This window comes from Streptomyces luomodiensis, assembly GCF_031679605.1.
Lineage (GTDB): Bacteria > Actinomycetota > Actinomycetes > Streptomycetales > Streptomycetaceae > Streptomyces > Streptomyces luomodiensis.
This window is the reverse complement of sequence record NZ_CP117522.1, coordinates 4,607,082-4,630,374: the sequence shown is the minus strand read 5'-3', so window position 1 is coordinate 4,630,374 and position 23,293 is coordinate 4,607,082. Positions and strand designations below refer to the sequence as shown.

3 protein-coding genes are annotated in these 23,293 nt (G+C 75.2%); all 3 read left to right on the top strand.

Annotated elements, in window-relative coordinates:
• The first annotated feature begins 4 nt into the window (after positions 1–4).
• Positions 5–1,267 carry a cytochrome P450 gene (locus tag PS467_RS19295; RefSeq protein WP_311036340.1) on the top strand — a complete coding sequence of 421 codons (1,263 nt, stop codon included), beginning with the start codon at positions 5–7 and terminating at the stop codon, positions 1,265–1,267.
• A gap of 221 nt (positions 1,268–1,488) precedes the next feature.
• Positions 1,489–7,812: a non-ribosomal peptide synthetase gene (locus tag PS467_RS19290; RefSeq protein ID WP_311036339.1), complete on the top strand. Its 6,324-nt coding sequence runs from the start codon at positions 1,489–1,491 to the stop codon at positions 7,810–7,812.
• Positions 7,809–23,285, top strand: a complete 15,477-nt coding sequence (locus tag PS467_RS19285) for a non-ribosomal peptide synthetase (protein ID WP_311036338.1) — start codon at positions 7,809–7,811, stop codon at positions 23,283–23,285. The genes PS467_RS19290 and PS467_RS19285 overlap by 4 nt, the downstream gene beginning before the upstream one ends.
• Positions 23,286–23,293: the final 8 nt, after the last annotated feature.

Below are 23,293 nucleotides of genomic sequence, written 5' to 3'. Positions count from 1 at the left end.
CGGCATGGCGAGTCAGCCGACGGCCGATCCCGGTGCGATCGACCTCGACCAGCTGGACCTCACCGATCCGCAGACGTTCCTGGAGCAGGAACTGCCGCCGATGTGGCGGCGGTTCCGGGAGCAGAGCCCGGTGCACTGGCACCCGACCGAGGGGCTGATGCCCGGCTTCTGGGTGCTCTCCCGCTACCGGGACGTGATGGCGGTGTACCGGGACAACCGCACCTTCACCTCCGAGAAGGGCAACGTCCTCACCACGCTGTTGCAGGGCGGCGACTCCGCGAGCGGCAAGATGCTGGCGGTCACCGACGGCGTACGCCACCGGGAGATCCGCAACCTGCTGCTCAAGGCGTTCGCGCCACGGGTGCTGGAGCCGGTGGTGGAGGGGGTGCGGCGGCGCACCGAACGGCTGGTGCGCACCGCCGTCGAGCGCGGGGCGTGCGACTTCGCACAGGACGTGGCGGAGCACATCCCGATGGCCACCATCGCCGATCTGCTCGGTGTGCCGGAGTCCGACCGGGGCTATCTGCTCACCCTGACCAAGCAGGCGCTCAGCGCCGAGGAGGCCGGGCAGAGCGTCGAGGAGTCCCTGATCGCGCGCAACGAACTGCTGCTGTACTTCGCCGACCTGGCCGAGGACCGGCGCGCGGAGCCGACCGAGGACGTGGTCAGCGCGCTGGCCACGGCGACGATCGACGGTGAGCCGCTCACCGAGGAGGAGATCGTCTTCAACTGCTACAGCCTGATCCTCGGCGGCGACGAGACCAGCCGGCTGTCGATGATCTGCGGGATGCGGGAGCTGATCGAGCATCCGGTGCAGTGGAAGCGGCTGCGCGCCGGGGACGTCACGGTGGAGAGCGCCGTCGAGGAGGTGCTGCGCTGGGTCACCCCCGCCATGCACTTCGGGCGGCGGGCCGTGGTGGACACCGAGATCGGCGGCACGCGCATCAAGGCCGGTGACATCGTCACGATGTGGAACACCGCCGCCAATTACGACGACGCGGTGTTCGCCGAGCCCGACGTATTCGACCTGGGCCGCACACCGAACAAGCATGTGTCGTTCGGATACGGGCCGCACTTCTGCCTCGGCGCCTATCTGGGCCGGGCGGAAATCCATGCGATGCTCACCGCGCTGCGGACCATGGTGACGGAGGCGGAGCTGACCGGTCCCGGCCGGCCGATCCACTCCAACTTTCTGCACGGCTACAGCAGCCTGCCGGTGTCGCTGACCCCGGACCAGGCCGGACTGGCCCGGTCTCGTACGGCCTGACCAGGCGTTACGAGCACGGCACCAGACGCGACTGCCCCGACCGGCACAGGTCGGGGCAGTCGACTTTACGGGCCGCGGCCGGCGCCGGTACAGCGCGATGCGCATTCTTCGATATGCGTTTCTCGGCGATTTCAAGTTTTTCATTCGCCCATAGGGGTGTTCGGGGAAGCTTCGTAGGGTTGGGCTCGATCGTTGAGCCTATTCAAACGAGGTGAACGGCAATGGCCGATCAGAATGGTCCCCACTTGCCGCTGACGGCCGCCCAGTCCGGAATGTGGCTTGCCCAGCAGGTGAACCCGGACAACCCGATGTACAGCATCGCCGAATGCGTCGAGATATCCGGTCCGGTCGACACCGCGCTGTTCGAGGCCGCGCTGCGCCGGACCGTGGACGAGGCCGACACCCTGCGGCTGCGGTTCGTCCCCGGCCCCCAGGGCCCCCGCCAGATCGTCCAGGACGCCGTGGACTGGCCGCTGCACACGCTCGATGTCAGCGGTGCGCAGGACCCCTCGGCCGAGGCCGAGGCGTGGATGCTGGCACGGGTGGCGGCCCCGGTGGACCTGTCCGCGGGGCCGCTGTTCACATTCGGGCTGATCACCCTGGCCCCGGACCGGTACACCTGGTTCAGCCGGGTGCACCACGCCATCGTGGACGGCTACAGCTGGTCGCTGATCGTGGCCCGGGTGGCCGAGGTGTACACGGCGCTGGTGGCCGGTGCGGAGCCGGCGCCGAACCCCTTCGGCTCGGTGCGCGATCTGGTGGCCCAGGACCTGGCCTACCGGGAGTCCGAACGGTTCGCCGAGGACCGGGAGTTCTGGACCGGACGGCTCACGGGCCTCACCGCGCCGGTGAGCCTGGCCGCCCGCCCCACCCGCGTCCCCACCGACCATGTGCGACTGGCCGGCGAGGTGCCCGCCAAGACCGCGGAGGCGCTGCGCGCGCTCGCCCGGGAGACGTCGGTGAGCTGGCCCGCGGTCACCGTGGCGGCCATCGCGGCGTATCTGCACCGGCTGACCGGGGCCACCGACGTGGTGCTCGGGCTCGCCGTGGCCGCCCGCCCCGACCAGGCCGCCCGCCGCACCCCCGGCATGGTGTCCAACGCGCTGCCGCTGCGGGTGGCGGTCGGCCCGGACACCACCGTGGCCGCGCTGCTCACCTCCGTCAGCCGGGAACTCCACCAGGTGCTGCGCCACCAGCGCTACCGCTACGAGGACCTGCACCGCGATCTGCGCAGGGTGGGCGAGCGGCAGCGGCTGTGGGGCCCGGAGATCAACCTGATCATGTACGGGACGCCGCTGACCTTCGCCGGCCGCCCCTGCACCGTGCGGGGCTTCTCCATCGGCCCGGAGGAGGACCTGTCGCTGGTGGTCGACAACCGGGAGCCCGGCGACGGCTTCCTGATCGACTTCCACGCCAACGCCGACCTGTACCCGCGCGAGACCGTCGCCGACCACCGGCAGCGGCTGGTGGACTTCCTCACCTGTCTGGCCGACGCCGCGCCCCAGGACACCGTCGGGGCGCTCGACCTCCCGTTGCCCGAGGGCTGGGTCCCCCCGGCGCCCGAGCCGGCCGCGCCGCAGGCCCGCCGGAAGGCGGCCTACCGTGCCCCGCGCACCCCGCGCGAGGAGGCCCTGTGCGCCCTGGTCGCCGAGGTCCTCAAGGTGGAACGGGTCGGCCTGGACGACGACTTCTTCGAACTCGGCGGCCATTCGCTGTCCGCGATCCGGCTGCTGGGCCGCATCCGGGAGACCCTCGGCGTCGAGCTGTCGGTGCGCACGGTCTTCGAGGCGCCCACCGTCGCCGGGCTGGTGGCACGCGCCGAGGAGGCCGGCGGTGCGCGCAGGGCGCTGGCGCCCGTGGCGCGCCCCGCCGAGCTGCCGCTGTCGCTCACCCAGCAGCGGCTGTGGTTCATCAACCGCCTCCAAGGGCCCAGCGGCGCCTACAACATGGGCCTCGCGCTGCGGCTGTCCGGGCGGCTGGACCGGGACGCGCTGGGCCGGGCGCTGGCCGATGTCATGGCCCGGCACGAGAGCCTGCGCACCTACTTCCCGGACACCGACGGCCGCCCCCGGCAGCACATCCTCACCCCCGCCGAGGCGGCGGCCCGGATCGCGCTGACGGTGACCGAGGTGACCGAGGACGCGCTGGACGCGACCGTGGCCGCCGTGGTGGCCGAGGGCTTCGACCTGTCGGCGGAGCTCGCGGTGCGGCCCCGGCTGCTGGCGCTCGGCCCGGAGGAACACGTCCTGCTGGTGGTGTTGCACCACATCGTCGGCGACGGGCTCTCGCTCGCCCCGCTCGCCCGCGACCTCGGCCGGGCCTACACCGCACGGGCGGCCGGGTCGGCGCCGGAGTTCGCGCCGCTCCCCGTCCAGTACGCCGACTACACCCTGTGGCAGCACTCCGTGCTCGGCACCGAGGACGACGAGAAGAGCCCGCTGGCCCGCCAGCTCGCCTACTGGAAGCGGGCGCTGGCCGGGCTGCCGGAGGAGCTGTCGCTGCCGGTCGACCGGAGCCGGCCGCCCACGATGAGCCAGCGCGGCGACATCGTGCGGTTCGAGATCGGCGCCGCGCTGCACGGCCGGCTGGTGGAGCTGGCCCGCGCCCACGGGGCGAGCCTGTTCATGGTCTTCCAGAGCGCCGTGGCCGTCCTGCTGAACAAGCTCGGCGCGGGCACCGACATCCCGCTGGGCAGCGCGGTCGCCGGACGCACCGACGCGGCGCTGGACGACCTCATCGGCTGCTTCGTCAACACGGTGGTGTTCCGCAACGACCTGACCGGCGACCCGGCGTTCAGCGAACTCCTGGGCCGGTCACGGGAGATGGCGCTGGCCGCCCACGCCCACCAGGACGTGCCGTTCGAGCGGCTGGTCGAGGCGCTCAACCCGGAGCGCTCGCTGGCCCGCAACCCGCTGTTCCAGGTGATGATGGACGTCCAGACGCCGTCCGAGTCCACCCTGGAGCTGCCCGGCCTGGTCGCCACCCCGCAGCAGGTCGACCCCGGCGTCACCAAGATCGATCTGCTCTTCGGCCTGGACGAGCGGCCCGCCGGACCGGACGCGGTCACCGGCGTCGACGGACGGCTGGAGTTCGCCACCGATCTGTTCGACCGGGAGACCATCGAGCTGATGGCGGCCCGGTTCGTCCGGCTGCTGGAGGCCGTCGCCGCCGAACCGGACCGCCGGCTCGGCGCGATCTCCCTGCTCACCCCGGCCGAGCACGAACAGGTGCTGTACGGCTTCAACCAGGCCCGCACAGTGGAGCCGGCCGCGCTGCTGCCGGAGCTGTTCCAGGCCCAGGCCGCCCGCACTCCCGACGCGCCCGCCCTGGTCGAGGGCGCCGTGACGCTCACCTACGCCGAGCTCAACACCCGCGCCAACCGGCTCGCGCACGAGCTGATCGCCCGGGGCGCCGGGCCCGAGCGGGTGGTGGGCGTGGTGCTGCCGCGCTCCGCCGACCTGGTCGTCGCCCTGCTCGCGGTGGTCAAGTCGGGCGCCGCCTATGTGCCGGTGGACCCCGCCTACCCGGCCGAGCGCATCGCGTACCTGCTTACCGACGCCGCCCCCGCGCTGGTGCTGACCGCCCCGCCGGCCGCCGCCGCGGTCCCGGACGGCGTGCCGGTGCTGGACGTCCGGGCCTGCGCGGGCACCGTCGAGCGCGACCCCTCGGACGCCGACCGCATCGCCCCGCTGACCCCCGACCACCCCGTCTACGTCATCTACACCTCGGGCTCCACCGGCCGCCCCAAGGGCGTGGTGGTGAGCCACCGGTCGGTGGCCGTGTACCTGGCGTACGCGGCGGAGCGCTATCCGTCGGTGGCGGGCGGCGCGCTGCTGCACTCGCCGGTCTCCTTCGACCTGACCGTCACCGCGCTCTACGCGCCCCTGATCACCGGCGGCCGGGTGCGGGTCACCGCGCTGGAGGGACCGGGCAGCGGCGCGCCCCGGCCCACCTTCCTCAAGGCCACCCCGTCCCATCTGGCGCTCCTCGGCGTCCTCCCCGAGGAGTTCTCGCCCACCGGTGAACTGGTCGTCGGCGGCGAGATGCTGCTGGGCGAGGTGGTCGCGCGGTGGCGCGAACAGCGGCCCGGCGCCACGGTCGTCAACGAGTACGGCCCCACCGAGGCCACCGTCGGCTGTGTCGAACACCGCATCGGGCCCGACGAGCCGGTGCCCGACGGCCCGGTGCCGATCGGCCGCCCCATGTGGAACTCGGCCGTCTACGTGCTGGACGAGGGGCTGCGGCCACTGCCGCCCGGGGTCCCCGGCGAGCTGTACATCGCGGGCGGCCAGCTGGCCCGCGGCTATCTGAACCGGCCGGGCCTGACCGCCGAGCGGTTCGTCGCCGACCCGTACGGCGCGCCCGGCACCCGGATGTACCGCACCGGGGACCTGGCCCGCCGGCGGGCGGACGGGGTGCTGGACTACCTCGGCCGCGTCGATACCCAGGTCAAGCTGCGCGGCTTCCGGATCGAACCGGGTGAGATCGAGGCCGCCCTGCGGCGCCATCCGCGGGTCGCCGGGGCCGCCGTGGTGGTCCGCGAGGACCAGCCGGGGCTGCGGCAGCTCGTGGGCTATGTGGTGCCCGCCGAGGGTACGGCGGCGGATGACGCCTCCTTGCGCGCGCATGTGGCCGGGCTGCTGCCGGACTATATGGTGCCCGCCGCGTTCGTCACCCTGCCCACGCTGCCGCTCACCCCGAACGGCAAGCTCGACACCAAGGCGCTGCCCGCGCCCGGGTTCGGCGCGGCCGGCGGCGGCGCGGACCAGCAGGCGCCGCGCACCTGGCAGGAGGAGGCGCTGGCCGGGCTGTTCGCCGAGGTGCTGGGCGTGCCGAAGGTCGGTTTGGACGAGTCCTTCTTCGAACTGGGCGGCGACAGCATCGTCTCCATCCAGCTGGTCGCCCGCGCCCGCCGGATGGGCCTGGACCTCGCGCCGAAGGACGTGTTCGAGCACAAGACGGTGGCCCGTATCGCCGCCGTGCTCCCGGACTCCGCACCCGCCCCGGCCGCCCCCTCCGGCGGGCCGGGCGGCATCGGCGAACTCCCGCCCACGCCCGTGATGCGCTGGCTGGAGGAGCGCGGCGGACCCGGCGGGCCGTTCCGCTCGTTCCACCAATCCACCCTGAGCCAGGTGCCGCCCGGCGCGGGCGAGGGGGACCGGCTGACCGCCGCCCTGCGGACCGTGCTGGACCACCACGACGCGCTGCGGACGCGCGCCCGCCGGGAGGCGGACGGCCGGTGGACGTACCGGATCGCCGAACGCGGCGCGGTGCGCGCCGAGGAGCTGATCCGGCGGGTGGAGGTGACCGGCCAGGACCCGGCCGCGCTGCGCGAGACGGTGCGCGGCGCCGCCCAGGCGGCCTGGCGCCGGCTGGACCCCGAGGCGGGGGTGATGGTCCAGCTCGTCTGGTTCGACGCCGGGCCGGGGGCCCCGGGCCGGCTGCTGTTCGCCGCCCACCACCTGGTCGTGGACGGGGTCTCCTGGCAGATCCTGCTGGCGGACCTGCGCACCGCGTGGGAGGCGGCGGCCGAGGGCCGCGCCCCCGCCCTGCCGCCCGTGGGCACCCCGCTGCGCCACTTCACCACCGTGCTGCGCGAACAGGCCGCGGACCCGAAGCGGACCGCCGAGGCGGCGCGGTGGGCCGAGGCGCTGCGGCTGCCCGCCCCCGGTCTGGTGGACACCGAGCTGGACCCGGCGGCGGACACCGCCGGGGTGGCCAGGCGGCTGACGATGACCCTGCCGGCGGAGCGCACCGAGCCGCTGCTGACGACCGTGCCCGCGGCCTTCCGCGCCACCGTCCACGAGGTGCTGGTCACCGCGTTCGCCCTGGCCGTCGCCGACTGGCGGCGGCGGCGCGGACACGCGGGCGGGCCCGGCGCCCTGGTCGACCTGGAGGGCCACGGCCGCCAGGAACTCGCGGACGGCCTGGACCTGTCCCGCACCGTCGGCTGGTTCACCAGCATCCACCCGGCCCGGCTGGACCCGGGCGTGGCGGACGGGGACTGGGCCGACCTGTGGGCGGGCGGGGCCCCGGCCGGTGAGGCGCTGCGCACCGTCAAGGAGCAGCTGCGCGCCCTGCCCGACGAGGGCATCGGCTACGGCCTGCTGCGCCATCTGCACCCGGAGACGGGCGGCCGGTTCACCGGCCTGGCCCGCCCCCAACTGCTCTTCAACTACCTGGGCCGTGCCGACGCGCCCGGGGACGGTTCGGCGGGCGACTGGAGTCCCGCCCCGGAGACCGACGCCGTGCTCGGCGACGGCGATCCCCGCCAGCCCCTGTCGCACGCGGTGGAACTCAACGCGGTCGCCCTGGGCGACGGGTCCGGCCACCGGCTGACGGCCATGTGGACCTGGCCCGGACGGCTGCTGTCCGACGCGGACGTGCGGGAGCTGGCCGACGGCTGGTTCCGCGCGCTGCGCGCCCTGGCCGACCACGCGGAGCGGCCGGACGCCGGCGGCTGGACGCCGTCGGACCTGGCGCTGGTGGAGCTTTCCCAAGACGAGATCGACGGCCTCGAAGCCGAGTGGAGGACGCTGCAATGACGAAGTCGGGCCCCGAGGACATCCTTCCCCTGTCGCCTCTTCAGGAGGGTCTGCTCTTCCACGCGCTGTACGACGAGAAGGGCCATGACGTCTACACCGTGCAGGTCGTCCTCGACCTCGGCGGGACGCTGGACGTGGCGGCCCTGAAGGAGAGCGCCGCGGCGCTGCTGCGCCGCCACGCCAACCTGCGCGTCGGCTTCCTCCACCCCAAGCAGAGCCGTCCGGTGCAGGTGGTCTCGCGCGAGGTGGCGCTGCCGTGGGCGGAGGCCGACCTCGGCGGGCTCGACGCGGACGCCCGCGCCGCGGAGCTGGCACGGCTCCAGGACCAGGAGAAGGCGCACCGCTTCGACCTGTCCCGGCCGCCGCTGATGCGGTTCCTGCTGGTGCGGCTGGAGGAGGGCGCGTACCGCTTCCTGTGCACCTTCCACCACATCCTGCTCGACGGCTGGTCCACCTCGGTGCTGCTCGGCGAGCTCTTCGAGCTGTACGCGCACCGGGGCGACACCTCGGCGCTGCCCGCCGTCACCCCCTTCCGGGAGCATCTGGCGTGGCTCGCCGGCCAGGACAACGCCCGCGCCGAGAAGGTGTGGAAGCAGGCCCTGGAGGGCATCGACGCACCGACCCGGCTGGCCCCGGTCGACCCGGGGCGGGCGGTGGTCCACCCCGAACAGCTGGTCATGGAGCTGTCGGAGGCGGAGACCGAGGCCCTGTCGGCCCGGCTGCGCGGCCGGGACCTGACCTTCTCCACCGCCGTGCACGGCTCCTGGGCGCTGCTGCTGTCCGCGCTGACCGGCCGGGACGACGTCACCTTCGGCACGGTCGTCTCCGGCCGCCCGCCGGAGGTCGCCGGGGTGGAGCGGATGGTCGGCATGCTGATCAACACGCTTCCGGTGCGGATGCGCACCGAACCGGGCCGGCCGCTGGTGGAGGCGCTCGCCGGGCTCCAGCGCGAGCACATGGAACTGATGCCGTTCCAGCACCTGGGGATGAGCGAGATCCACCGGCTGGCCGGGCACAGCGAGCTGTTCGACACGTACGTGGCCTTCGAGAACTTCCCCTTCGACCTGGAGTCGCTGCGCGCGCTGGCGGGCGAGCTGCGCATCGAGGGCTTCGACGTACTGGACGCCAACCACTATCCGCTGTGCCTGGTGGCGCACGTCTTCGAGGGCCGGCTGCGGCTGGTGCTCAACTACCGGCCCGACATCTTCGCAAGGCCGGACGTCCAGGTCGCGGGCGAGCGCCTGGTGCGCATCCTGCGCACGCTCATCGACGAGCCGGAGCGTCCGGTGGGGCGGCTGGCGCTGCTGTCCGACCAGGAGCGGCGCACCCTGGCGGGTGGGCCCGCCACGGACCGTGCGGTGGCGCCCGCCACCTTCCCCGAGCTGTTCGCGGCGCGGGTCGCCGAGGCGCCGCACGCGGTGGCGGTGGAGGCCCCCGGCCGCACGCTGTCCTACGCCGAACTCGACGCGCACGCCAACCGGCTGGCCCGGCTGCTGACCGAGGCCGGGGTGGGCCCCGAGACGGTGGTGGCCCAGGTGCTGGGCCGGTCCGTGGAGTCGGTCGTCGCCTCGCTCGCGGTGATGAAGGCCGGTGCCGCGTATCTGCCGGTGGACCCCGACTACCCGGCCGAGCGGATCGCCTTCATGCTGCGCGACGCACGGCCGGTGGCGGTGCTGACCACGGCCGCGTACGAGCCGGTGGTGCCCGCGGTCGAGGGCGCGACCGTGCTGCGGGTGGACGACGCGGCCACGGCGGAGCGGCCGGAGGAGGCGGCGCCGGACGTGCCGGTCCGCCTGGACAGCCCGGCGTACGTCATCTACACCTCCGGTTCGACCGGGGTGCCCAAGGGCGTGCAGGTCACCCACGTCGGGCTCGCCGCCTTCGCGGCCACCGAGCGGGAGCGGTTCGCGGTCGCCGAGGACAGCCGGGTGCTCCAGTTCTCCTCGCCCAGCTTCGACGCCTCGGTGCTGGAGCTGTGCGCCGCGCTGACCTCGGGCGCCACGCTGGTGGTGCCCGCTCCCGGACCGCTGGCCGGGGAACCGCTCGCCGAGGTGCTCGCCGAGCGCCGGGTGACGCACGCCCTGATCCCGCCCGCCGCGCTCGCCAGCGTGCCCGCCCAGGAGCTGCCGGACTTCCGGTGCCTGATCGTGGGCGGGGACGCCTGCCCGGCGGAGCTGGTGGCGCGCTGGGCGCCGGGCCGCCGGATGGTCAACGCCTACGGGCCGACCGAATCCACCGTGGCCGTCTCGATGAGCGCACCGCTGGCGGCCGACGCCGGTACCCCGCCGATCGGCGCCCCCGTGCAGGACACCCGGGCGTATGTGCTGGACGGCTCGCTGCGGCTGGCGCCGCCCGGGGTGGCCGGGGAGCTGTACGTCTCCGGGGCGGGCCTGGCGCGCGGCTATCTGCGGCGCCCGGCGCTGACCGCCGAGCGGTTCGTCGCCGACCCCTTCGGCGCGCCCGGGGCGCGGATGTACCGCACCGGGGACGTGGTCCGCTGGCGGGCCGACGGGCAGCTGGAGTTCGTCGGCCGGGCCGACGACCAGGTGAAGATCCGCGGCTTCCGCATCGAACTGGGCGAGATCGAGGCCGTGCTGGCCCGCCATCCGGAGCTGGACGGCGCGGCCGTGGTCGTCCACGAGTCCCAGCCGGGCGTCAAGCAGCTGGTGGCGTATGTCGTCCCCGCCCCGGGCGGGGTGCCGGGCCCCGACGCGCTGCGCGCACACGTGGCGGCGGCGCTGCCCGAGTACATGGTCCCGGCGCTCTTCGTGCCCCTGGTGGCGCTGCCGCTGATGGTCAACGGCAAGGTGGACCGCAAGGCGCTGCCGGTGCCGGACTTCGGCCCCACCGGCTCGGGCCGGGAGCCGTCCACCGAGCGCGAGAAGCTGCTGTGCACGCTCTTCGCCGAGGTGCTGGGCGTGGAGAAGGTCGGGGTGGACGAGTCCTTCTTCGAGCTGGGCGGCGACAGCATCGGCTCGATCCAGCTGATCAGCCGGGCCCGCAAGGCCGGGCTGCGGTTCAGCCCCCGGGACGTCTTCAGCCACAAGACCGTGGAGGCGCTGGCGAAGGTCGCCAAGGAGGCCAAGGCGCCCGCCCGCCGGGCCGCCGCCCCCACCGACGGGATCGGTGGGGTGCCGCTGACCCCGATCATCCACTGGTTCAGCGAACACGGCGGCCCCGTCGAACAGTTCAACCAGGCCATGCCCGCACCGGTGCCCGCCGGGCTCGACACCGAGCGCGTGCGGCAGGTGCTCCAGACCTTCCTCGACCACCACGACGCGCTGCGGCTGCGGCTGGGCCGGCTCGAGGACATCGGCGAGTGGACCCTGGAGGTCGCCCCGCGCGGCGCGGTCCGGGCCGAGGACTGCCTGCGCCGGGTGGACACCGCCGGGCTCGCCCCCGACGCCCTCGCGGCGCTCACCGCCGAGGAGTTCCAGGCCGCCCAGGCGGAGCTGGCGCCCGACGAGGGGCGGATGGTGCGGGCCGTGTGGTTCGACGCGGGCGCGGACCGGCCGGGCCGGCTGCTGCTGGTGATCCACCACCTGTCCATCGACGGCGTCTCCTGGCGCATTCTGCTGCCCGAGCTGACCGAGGCACTCCAGGCCGCGGCGGAGGGCCGCCGCTTCGAGCCCGAGCCGGTCGGCACCTCGTTCCGCACATGGGCCCAGAAGCTCACCGCCGCGGCCTCCGAACCGGACCGGATGCGGGAGCTGCCGCTGTGGCGCGAGATGCTCGGCGGCGCCGACCCGGCGCTGACCGACCGCCCGCTCGACCCGGCCCGGGACACCCTCGCCACGGCCGGGCACCTGACCCTGCGGCTTCCGGCGGAGGTGACCGAGCCGCTGCTGGGCCGGGTGCCGGCCGCCTTCCGCGCCCAGGTGGACGACGTCCTGCTGACCGCGCTGGCGCTCGCGGTCGCCGGCTGGCGGCGCCGCCACGGACGCGGCGACACCTCCTCGGTGCTCATCGGCCTCGAGGGGCACGGCCGGGAGGAGATCGTGCCCGGAGCCGATCTGTCCCGTACGGTCGGCTGGTTCACCAGCCTCTACCCGGTCCGGATCGACCCCGGTGAGCTGACCGCGGAGCAGGTGGCGGCCGCGGGGCCGGAGCTGGCCGGGGCGCTGAAGCGGGTCAAGGAGCAGCTGCGGGCCATCCCCGACCACGGCATCGGCTACGGCCTGCTGCGCTACCTCAACCCGCGCACCGCCGTGACGCTCGCCAAGTACGCCGAACCGCAGATCGGCTTCAACTACCTGGGCCGCATCGGCGACGCGGGGGACGCCGGGGACGACCCGGCGGCGGGCGGCCTGGGCGGCGGCGCCGACCGGGCGACCCCGCTGCCGTACACCCTCACCGTCAACGCGGTGACCGAGACCCACGCCGACGGGCCCCGGCTGTCCGTCACCTGGACCTGGCCGGGCGAGCTGCTGGACGAGGACCGGGTCGCGGAGCTGGCGCACGGCTGGTTCGACGCGCTGCGGGCGCTGGTCGCCCACGCCGACCGGCCGGAGGGCGGCGGGCTCACCCCGTCCGACCTGCCCCTGGTCTCCGTGGCACAGGAGGAGATCGACCGGCTGGCGGCCGCCCAGCCGGGGCTGGCCGACATCCTGCCGCTCTCCCCGCTCCAGGAGGGGCTGCTCTTCCACACCGAGTACGACCAGGACGCCGAGGACGTCTACATCACCCGGCTCGCCGTGGACGTGACCGGCCGCCTGGACGTGGCCGCGCTGCGCGCCGCCGTCGCCGGGCTGCTGCGCCGCCACGACAACCTGCGGGCCGGGTTCCACCACACCGCCGACGGCCGGCCCCTCCAGCTGATCCCGCGCGAGGCCGAGCTGCCCTGGTACGAGATCGACCTGACCGGACTCGGCGCGGACGAGCGGGAGGCCGAACTGGACCGGCTGCTGCGGGCCGAGCGGGCCCACCGCTTCGACCCCAAGCGCCCCCCGATGCTGCGCTTCACCCTGATCCGGCTCGGCGCGGACACCCACCGGCTGCTGTTCGCCGCCCACCACCTGCTGCTGGACGGCTGGTCGGCGCCGGTGCTCGCGGGTGAGCTGTTCGCCCTGTACGGCAGCGGCGGCGATGACGCGGCGCTGCCGCCGGTCAGCCCGTACCGGGACTACCTGGCCTGGCTGTCCCGGCAGGACCGGGGCGCGGCCGAGGACGCCTGGCGCACCGCGCTGGCCGGGGTGGACGAGCCGACGCTGGTGGCGCCCGGCGCCGCGGGCCGCGAGGCGGTGCTGCCGGGGCGGATCGTGGACGAGCTGCCCGAGGAGCTGACCGCCGCGCTGGGCGCGCTGGCCGGCCGGCACGGCCTGACCATGAACGCCGTGGTGCAGGGCGCCTGGGGCATCCTGCTGGCCCGGCTGACCGGGCGGGACGACGTGCTGTTCGGCGAGACGGTCTCGGGCCGCCCGCCGGAGCTGCCCGGCGTGGAGTCCATGGTGGGGCTGTTCAGCAACACCGTGCCGGTGCGGGTGCGGGTCGACCCGGCCGCCTCCCTGCTGGACACCCTGGCCGCGGTGCAGGAGCGCCGGGTGGAGCTGATGGGCCACCACTACCTCGGCCTGGCCGATCTCCAGCGGCTCACCGGGCTGGGCACGCTGTTCGACACCGCCGTGGTCTTCGAGAACTTCCCCTCCGGCGGATCGGACGAGCCGGTGGCCGGCCTCACCCTGTCCGAGGTCGACACCAAGGGCGACAACCACTATCCGCTGGGCATCGTGGTGATGCGGGACGAGCGGCGCATGGTGCTCAACTGGTACCACCGCCCCGATGTGATCGATACCGCCACCGCCACGGCCCTCACCGCACGGCTGCGGCGGCTGCTGGAGACCGTCGCCGCCACCCCGGAACTCCCCGTCGGCCGGCTCGACCTGCTCGGCGAGGACGAGCGGCGGCTGCTTGAGTCCCAGTGGGCGGGCCCCACCGCCCCCGAGCCGACCGCGACCCTCCCGGAGCTGTTCGAGGCGCAGGCCGACCGCACACCGGACGCGCCCGCGCTCTTCTTCGACGGCACCGAACTGTCCTACGCCGAGGTCGATCAGCGCGCCAACCGGCTCGCCCGGCTGCTGGCCGAACGCGGCGCGGGCCCCGAGCGGTGCGTCGCGGTGGCCATGGAGCGCTCCGCCGACCTGGTCATCGCGCTGCTCGCGGTGGTCAAGGCCGGTGCCGCGTACGTACCGGTGGACCCGGCCTACCCCGCGGAGCGGATCGCCTACATGCTCACCGACAGCGCCCCCGCGCTCCTGGTGACCAGCGCGGCGGTCGCCGCCGGGCTGCCCGGGTCCGGCACGCCGCGGGTGGTCGTGGACGACCCCGCGACCATTGCCGACCTCGCCGAGCGGGAGCCCGCGCGGCTGACCGACGCCGACCGGGCCGCGCCGCTCGCCCTGGACCACCCGGCGTACGTCATCTACACCTCCGGCTCCACCGGCCGCCCCAAGGGGGTGGTGGTCGCGCACCGTTCGGTGGCCGACTACCTCGGCTGGACCGCCCGCACCTACCCGGGCGCGGCGGGCGTGGCGCTGCTGCACTCGCCGGTCGCCTTCGACCTGACCGTGACCGCGCTGTTCACCCCGCTGGTGGTCGGCGGCACGGTGCTCATCGGCGCCCTGGAGGAGAACGACGCGATCGCCGCGCGGCTGGCGGCCACCCCGGTGACCTTCATGAAGGCCACCCCCAGCCACCTGCCGCTGCTCGGCGCCCTGCCGGACGGCTTCTCGCCCGCCACCGAACTGCTGCTGGGCGGCGAGGCGCTGGTCGGCGAGGCGCTCGCCGGGTGGCGGGAGCGCCACCCGGCGGCCACGGTGTGGAACGTGTACGGGCCCACCGAGGCCACCGTCAACTGCACCGAGTACCGCATCGCCCCGGGCGACGAACTGCCCGGCGGCCCGGTGCCGATGGGCCGCCCGCAGGGCAATGTGCGGGCCTACGTCCTGGACGCCGGCCTGGCGCCGGTGCCCGCCGGGGTCGCGGGCGAGCTGTACATCGCCGGGCCCGCACTGGCCCGCGGCTATCTGAACCGGCCCGCGCTCACCGCCGAGCGGTTCGTCGCCGACCCGTACGGCGCGCCCGGCACCCGGATGTACCGCACCGGTGACCTGGCCCGCCGGCTGGCCGGTGGCGACCTGGTGTTCGCCGGCCGCGCCGACGACCAGGTGAAGCTGCACGGCCACCGGATCGAGCTGGGCGAGGTGGGGGCGGCCGTCGCGGCCCACCCGGACGTGGCCGCGCAGGCCGTCGTGGTCCGCGAGGACCAGCCCGGCACCCGGCGGCTGGTCGCCTACGCCACCGCCCGGCCGGGCCGGGAGCTGGACGGCGCGGCGGTGCGCGAGCGGATCGCCCGCGCCCTGCCGGACTACATGGTCCCGGACGCGGTCGTGGTGCTGGACGCCCTGCCGCTGACCGCGCACGGCAAGCTGGACCGCGCGGCGCTGCCCGAGCCGGAGTTCCGCTCCGAGGCGGGCGCGCGGGCCCCGCGCACCCCGCAGGAGGAGATCCTGTGCGGGCTGTTCGCCCAGGTGCTCGAGGTGGAGCGGGTCGGCGTGGACGACGACTTCTTCGCCCTCGGCGGCAACTCCCTCAGCGCGGTGCGGCTGCTCAGCCGGGTCCGGTCGGCCTTCGGCGCCGAGGTGGACGTACGGGCCGTGTTCGAGGCCCCGACCGCCGGGACGCTCGCCCGGCGGCTGTCGTCCGCCGGCGCCGGCACCCGCCCGGCCCTGGTCCCGGCGGACCGCCCCGAGGAGATCCCGCTGTCCTCCGCCCAGGCGCGGCTGTGGTTCCTGGGCCGGCTGCACGGACCCAGCGGGCTGTACAACGTGCCGATCGGCATCCGGCTGACGGGCGAGCTGGACCGGGAGGCGCTGCGCGCGGCCCTCGGCGATGTGCTGGCCCGCCACGAGAGCCTGCGGACCGTCTTCCCCGAGCACCGCGGCCGGCCCCGGCAGCACGTCCTCGCCCCGGCGGAGATCACCGTCCCGCTGGAGGTGGCCGACGTCACCGCCGCACAGCTGCCCGGCGCGCTGCGCGACGCCGCCGCGCGGGGCTTCGACCTGGCGGCCGAGATCCCGCTGCGGGCGACCCTGTTCGCCCTCTCGCCCACCGAGCACGTCCTGCTGCTCACCGTCCACCACATCGCGAGCGACGGCTGGTCCAACGCGCCGCTGGCCCGCGACCTGTCCACCGCCTACGCGGCGCGCCGGGAGGGCCACGGACCCGCCCTCGCCCCGCTTCCGGTCCAGTACGCCGACTACACCCTGTGGCAGCGCGAGCTGCTGGGCAGCGCGGACGACCCGGAGAGCCTGCTCTCCCGGCAGCTCGACTTCTGGGCCGACGCGCTCGACGGCGCGCCCGCCGAGATCCCCCTGCCCACCGACCGGCCGCGCCCGGCCGAACCCGGCCACCAGGGCGGCGTGGTGGAGTTCGGCTATGACGCCGCGCTGCACCGGCGCCTGACCGAGCTGGCCAGGGAGCACCAGGTGAGCCTGTTCATGGTGGTCCAGGCGGGCCTGGCCACCCTGCTGCACCGGCTGGGCGCGGGCACCGACATCCCCATCGGAACGGCCGTCGCCGGCCGCGCCGACGCGGCCCTGGACGAGCTGGTCGGGTTCTTCGTCAACACCCTGGTGCTGCGCACCGACCTCGGCGGCGACCCGGCCTTCGGCGAGCTGCTGGGCCGGGTGCGGGCCGCGGACCTGGCGGCCTACGCCCACCAGGACGTGCCGTTCGAGCGGTTGGTGGACGAGCTCGGTCCGGACCGGTCCACCGCGCACAGCCCGCTGTTCCAGGTGTTCCTCGCCTTCCAGAACAACGCCGCCCCGCGCCTGGACCTGCCCGGTCTGACCGCCTCCCCCGCCGAGCTGGAGCTGACGGCGGCCAAGGTGGACCTCGGCGTGGAACTGGGCGAGGTGTACGACGCGGACGGCGCCCCGGGCGGGCTGCGCGGCCAGATCACCTACCGCACCGACCTGTTCGACCACGCCACCGTGGAGTCGCTCGCGGCGCAGTTCGGCGCCGTGCTCGCCGCCGTGGCCGCCGACCCCGCACGGCCCGTCAGCCGGGTCGAGCTGCTCACCGGCGCCGAGCGGCGGCGGGTCCTGACCGACTGGAACGACACCGCCCGCGAGGTCGAACCGGCCACCCTGCCGGCCCTGTTCGAGGCCCAGGTGGCGCGCACCCCGCAGCACACGGCCGTGGTCGCCGGACCGGAGAGCCTGACCTACGCCGAGCTGAACGAGCGCGCCAACCGGTGGGCGCATCTGCTGATCGAACGGGGCGCGGGCCCCGAGGACCTGGTCGCCGTCGCCGTCCCCCGGTCGGTGGACTGGCTCGCCGTCACCCTCGGCGTGCTGAAGGCCGGTGCCGCCTACCTGCCCGTCGACCCCGGCTACCCGGCCGAGCGGATCGCGTTCATCACCCGCGACGCCCGGCCCGTCCTGGCGCTCACCACCGCCGAGCACGGCCCCGCCCTCACCGAGGCGGGCGGCCCGGCGCCGCTGCTGATCGACGGCGCTCAGGCCCGTGCGGCGCTCGCCGCCGCGCGGACCACCGACCCGGCCGACCGGGACCGGGTCCGCCCGCTGACGCTCGCGCACGCCGCGTACGTGATCTACACCTCCGGGTCCACCGGCCGCCCCAAGGGCGTGCTGGTCACCCACACCGGGGTGGCGAGCATGGCCGGGACCCACCGGGAGAACTTCGCCATCGACGAGGACAGCCGGGTCCTCCAGGCGGTCTCGCCCAGCTTCGACGTATCGATGGCCGACCTGACGATGACGCTGCTCAGCGGGGCGGCGCTGGTCCTGCCCGGCGGGCACACCGCACCCGTCGGAGCGGAGCTGGCCGCCCTGGTGCGGGACTTCGGCGTCACCCACTTCCAGCTCACCGCGGGCGCCCTGGCCACCCTGCCCGAGGGCGAGCTGCCGGACCTGCGCACCATCGGCGTGGGCGGTGAGCCCTGCGCACCGGACCAGGTCGCGCGCTGGTCGGCCGGGCGGCGCATGGTCAACGCCTACGGCCCGAGCGAGACCACGGTGGCCGCCACCATGAGCGACCCGCTGTCCGGCGCCGTGCACCCGCCCATCGGCCGCCCGGTGTGGAACACCCGGGTCTACGTCCTGGACGAGCGGCTGGCACCGGTCCCGGCCGGGGTCGCGGGCGAGCTGTACATCGCCGGCGCGGGCCTGGCCCGCGGCTATCTGAACCGGCCCCGGCTCACCGCGGAACGCTTCGTCGCCGACCCCTTCGGCGGCCCCGGCGAGCGGCTCTACCGCACCGGCGACATCGTGCGCTGGACCACCGCGGGGCAGCTGGAGTTCGTCGGCCGCGCCGACGACCAGGTGAAGATCCGCGGCTACCGCATCGAACTCGGCGAGATCGAGGCGGCGCTGGCGGCCCACCCCAAGGTCGACCGGGCCGCGGTCACCGTCCGCCGGGACGACCAGGGCCGCGCCCAGCTCATCGGCTACGCCGTGGCCAAGGGCAGCAGGCCGCCGGGCCCGGAGACGCTGCGCGCCTTCCTGGCGGCCCGGCTGCCCGACTACATGGTGCCCGCGGCCCTGATGACGCTGGACGAGCTGCCGCTGACCGCCAACGGCAAGGTGGACCGCGCGGCCCTGCCGGAGCCGGTGTTCGGCGGCTCGGCGGGCCGGGCGCCCAGGGACGCCAAGGAGACCCTGCTGTGCGAGCTGATCGGTGACCTGCTCGGCATCGAGCGGGTCACCATCGACGACGGCTTCTTCGAACTCGGCGGCGACAGCATCGTCTCCGTACAGCTGGTCAGCCGCGCCCTGGAGGCGGGGCTGGAGTTCACCGCCGCCGACGTCCTGCGGCACCGCACGGTCGAGGAGCTGGCCGCGGCGGCGGTCGCGACCGGCGAGGAGGGGCGGTCCGGCTCGGACGCCGGGATCGGCGAGATCCCGCTGACCCCGGCGCTGCACACGCTGCGCACCGGCGGCCCGGCCGACCACCTCGGCCGCGAGGCGCTGGTGGAGCCGGCCGGCGTCGGCGGCGAGGCCGAGCTGACCGAGGCGCTCCAGGCGCTGCTGGACCACCACGACATGCTGCGGCTGCGGCTCACCCGCCGGGCCGGCGACCACGTCTGGAGCCTGGAGACGCTGCCGCGCGGGGCCGTACCGGCCGAGGCCGCGCTGCTGCGGGTGGACGCCCGCGAGCTGACCGGCGACCGGCTGGACGCCGCCGTACGGGAGCAGTCGGCCGCCGCCCGCGAACGGCTCGCCCCGGAGAGCGGTGTGGTGCTCCAGGCCGTGTGGTTCGACGCCGGGCCCGGCGGGACGCACCGGCTGCTGCTGGTGGTGCACCAGCTCGCCGCCGACCCCGCTTCCTGGACCGTCCTCCTGGACGACCTCGGCGAGGCCCTGCGGGCGGCGGCCGAGGGCGGGCGGCCCCGGTTCGCGCCGGTGGCCACCAGCTTCCGCGCCTGGGCCGAACAACTGGCCCAGGAGGCGGCCGACCCGGCCCGGCTGGACGAGGTGCCGGTGTGGACCGGTCTCCTCGGCTCGGGCGACACCCCGCTGGCCGCACGGCCGCTGGACCCCTCCCGCGACCTGACCGCCACCGCCCGCACCCTGGAGGTGGCGCTGCCCGCCGAGCGGGCGGCTGCGGTGCTCACCGAAGTGCCCGAGGCGTTCGCCACCGGCCCGGACGAGGTGCTGCTGACCGCGCTCGCGCTGGCCCTCGCCGACTGGCGGGCCCGCCGTGGCCGCCCGGCCCCGGCCGGTGCGCTGCTGGAGGTCGCGGCCGACGGCCGGATGCGCGCCCCGGAGGAGCTGGCCCGCACCGTGGGACCGTTCACCGTCTCCCGGCCGGTGCGGCTCGACCCGCTGGGGGACCAGGACAGCAGCCAGGACCCGGCGGCCGCGCTGGCCGGTGGCCCCGAGGCCGGGGCCGCGCTCAAGCGGGTCAAGGAACAGCTCGCCGCCCTGCCCGACCAGGGCACCGGCTACGGACTGCTGCGCCATCTGAACCCGCAGACCGCGGCCCTGTTCGCCGGCTTCCCCGCCCCGCAGATCCGGGTCACCCCGCTCGGCGGCGCGGCCGTCACCACGCCCCCCGCCGCCCCGGACACGCCCCTGCCGTACGCGCTGGACATCGCGTGGACGACCGCCGGCGGCCGGCTGGCCGCCCGGTGGACCTGGGCCGGTGAGCTGCTGGACGAGGCGGAGGTGCGGGACCTGGCCGACACCTGGTCGCGGGCCCTGGAGGGGCTGGCCGCGCACGCGGGCGGCGCCGGGTCCGGCGGCCGGTCCCCGTCGGACTTCCCGCTGGTCTCCCTGGACCAGCGCGAGGTCGAGCTGCTGGAGGAGCGCCACCCCGGCCTGGTGGACGTGCTGCCGCTGGCGCCGCTCCAGGAGGGCCTGCTCTTCCACTCGCTCTACAGCGAGCGCGAACTCGACGTCTACACCGTGCAGTTCGGCCTCCACCTGGAGGGTGAGCCGCACCCCGCCGAGCTGCGCGCCGCCGTGGCCGCGCTGCTGCGCCGCCATGAGAACCTGCGGGCCGGATTCGCCCACGACGGGCTCACCCGGCCGGTGCAGATCATCCTCGCCGAGGGCGAACTGCCCTGGGCCGAGATCGACCTGAGCGGCCACGACGAGCCGGAGCGCGCCGCCGAACTGGCCCGCGTGATGGCCGAGGACCGCGCCCACCGGTTCGACCCGGCCCGGCCGCCGCTGCTGCGCTGCACCCTGGTGCGGCTCGGCGCGGGCCGCCACCGGCTGGTGCTCACCTGGCACCACCTGCTGCTGGACGGCTGGTCCACGCCGATCCTGCTCGACGAGCTGATGCGGCTGTACGCGGCCGCGGGCAATGAGTCCGCACTGCCCCCGGCCCGCCCGTACCGGGACTACCTGCGCTGGCTGACCGACCGGGACCCCGAGGTCTCGCGGGCGGCCTGGCGGCGGGAGCTGGATGGGCTCGCCGGGCCGACGCTGCTGGCGCCCGCCGATCCGGACCGGCTGCCGGTGATGACGGAGAAGGTCTCCGCGCATATGGACCGCGAGCTGGTCGCGGCGCTCACCGCGACCGCCCACCGCCACGGGCTGACGATGAACACCGTCGTGCAGGCCGCCTGGGGGCTGCTGCTCAGCCGGATCACCGGACGCCACGACGTGGTCTTCGGCACCACCGTGGCCGGGCGTCCGCCGCAGGTGCCGGGCATCGAGCGGATGGTGGGCCTGTTCATCAACACCGTGCCGGTGCGGGTCACCATCGACCCGGAGGAACCGCTGGAGGAGCTGCTGCGCCGGCTGTGGCGGCACCAGACCGAGCTGCTGGACCACCAGGACGTCCGGCTGGTGGACCTGCGGCCGCTCACCGGCCACGGCGAGCTGTTCGACACCCTGCTGGTGTTCCAGAACGTGCCCACCGACGGGGCCGGGTTCGGCGGCGAGGACGACGGCCGGGTCCGGGCGGTGGACGTGGAGATGAACGACGCCACCCACTACCCGCTGACCCTGGACGCCGGTATGGACGGCACCGCGCTGCACTGCCGGCTCGGCTACCGCCCCGACCTGTTCACCGCCACCGAGATCGCCGAGCTGATGGCCGCGCTGCGCGGCGTGCTGCGCGCCATGGCGGACGGCCCCGGCACCCCCGTCGGGCAGCTCGGCGACGACGCCCCGGCTCGCTGGTGGGCCTCGGTGCGGCCCGCGCTGGAGGCCCGCACCGCCCGCACCGCACCGGTGGCGGCGGAGCGGGGCGAGGACGGTGCGCGCGAGGAACTGCTCGCCGGGATCTTCCGGGAGGTGCTGGGCGTCCCCGAGGTCGGTCTGGACGAGGACTTCTTCGAGCTGGGCGGCGACAGCATCGTCTCCATCCAGCTCGCCAGCCGCGCCCGCAAGGCCGGGCTGACCATCAGCCTGCGGGAGATCTTCAAGCACAAGACGGTGCGGGCGCTCGCCCGGGTCGCCCGCGCGGAGGAGGACCGGGCCGTCGGTGAGTCCCCCGAGGACGCGATCGGCGAACTGCCGCTCACGCCCGTCATGCTCGACCTGTACGAGCGCGGCGGGCCCACCGCGAGCGTGCACCAGGCCAACCTCGTCCAGGTGCCCGCGGACTGCACCGAGAGCCTGCTCGCCGCCGCGCTCCAGGTACTGCTGGACCACCACGACATGCTGCGCGCCAGGCTGCTGCCCGCCACCGGCGAGACCGGGGCCCGGCTGGAGGTCGCGCCCAAGGGCGCGGTGGAGGCCGCCCGGCTGATCCGCCGGGTGGACATCTCCGCCGTGCCGCGGGACCGGCTGATCGACGAGGTCGCCGCCGCCCAGGCCCTGGTCCAGGGCGAACTGTCGCCCGAGGCGGGGGAGCTGGTGCGGGCCGTGTGGTTCGACGCCGGACGCGACCGGCCCGGCCGGCTGATGCTGGTCGTCCACCACCTCGCCGTGGACGGGGTGTCCTGGCGGGTCCTCCAGGAGGACCTGAAGGCCGCCTGGCAGGCGGTGACGGCGGGGGAGGACGCGCGGCTCGCGCCCGTGGGCACCTCCTTCCGCCGCTGGGCGCGGCTGCTGACCCAGCAGGCCGGGTCCGCCGCGCGGGCCGGCGAACTCCCGCTGTGGCGCTCGGTGCTGGCCACGCCCGATCCGCTGCTGGCGGACCGCGGTCTGGACCCGGCGCGCGATGTGGTGGGCACCGCCCGCCAGCTGACCGTGACGCTGCCGCCCGAGGTGGCCGAGCCGCTGCTGGGCCGGGTGCCCGCCGCGTTCAACGCCGGGGTGGACGACGCCCTGCTGACCGGGCTCGCCCTGGCGGTGGCCCGCTGGCGCCGGGAACGCGGCCGGGGCGACGGGTCGGCGGTGCTGATCGGCCTGGAGGGCCACGGCCGTGAGGAGATCGCCGACGGTGTCGACCTGTCCCGTACGGCCGGCTGGTTCACCACCCTCTACCCGGTGGCCGTGGACCCCGGTCAGCTGCCGGAGGAGGAGCTGCGCACCGGCGGCGCGGCGCTGGGCACCGCGCTGAAGGCGGTCAAGGAGCAGCTGCGGGCCATCCCGGACAAGGGCATCGGCTACGGGCTGCTGCGCCACCTCAACCCCGAGACCGGACCGGAGCTGGCGGGCTTCGCCGAACCGCAGATCGGCTTCAACTACCTGGGCCGGTTCGCCGCCGTGGACCCCGACGCGGTCCGCGCCGAGGACTGGGCGGCCCCGCCGGAGGCGACCGAGACGCTCGGCAGCGGCGGCGACCCGGCACGCCCGCTCGCCCACGCCCTCGGCGTCAGCGCCGTCGCCCAGGACCGCCCCGACGGGGTGTCCCTGGTGGCGATCTGGTCCTGGCCGGGCGCGCTGCTCGAGGAGGACGAGGTGCGCCGGGTGGCCGACTACTGGTTCGAGGCGCTGACCGCGCTGGTCACCCATGCCGAACGCCCCGAGGCGGGCGGCTTCACCCCGTCCGACATCTCCTTGCTGGCGCTGTCCCAGGACGAGATCGACGAATTCGAGAGTGGCCTCTGATGAAAGGA

Bases quoted from the DNA above. Each gene is read 5' to 3' on its own strand.
- PS467_RS19295 (WP_311036340.1), top strand. From the start codon at position 5: ATGGCGAGTCAGCCGACGGCCGATCCCGGTGCGATCGACCTCGACCAG.
- PS467_RS19290 (WP_311036339.1), top strand. From the start codon at position 1,489: ATGGCCGATCAGAATGGTCCCCACTTGCCGCTGACGGCCGCCCAGTCC.
- PS467_RS19285 (WP_311036338.1), top strand. From the start codon at position 7,809: ATGACGAAGTCGGGCCCCGAGGACATCCTTCCCCTGTCGCCTCTTCAG.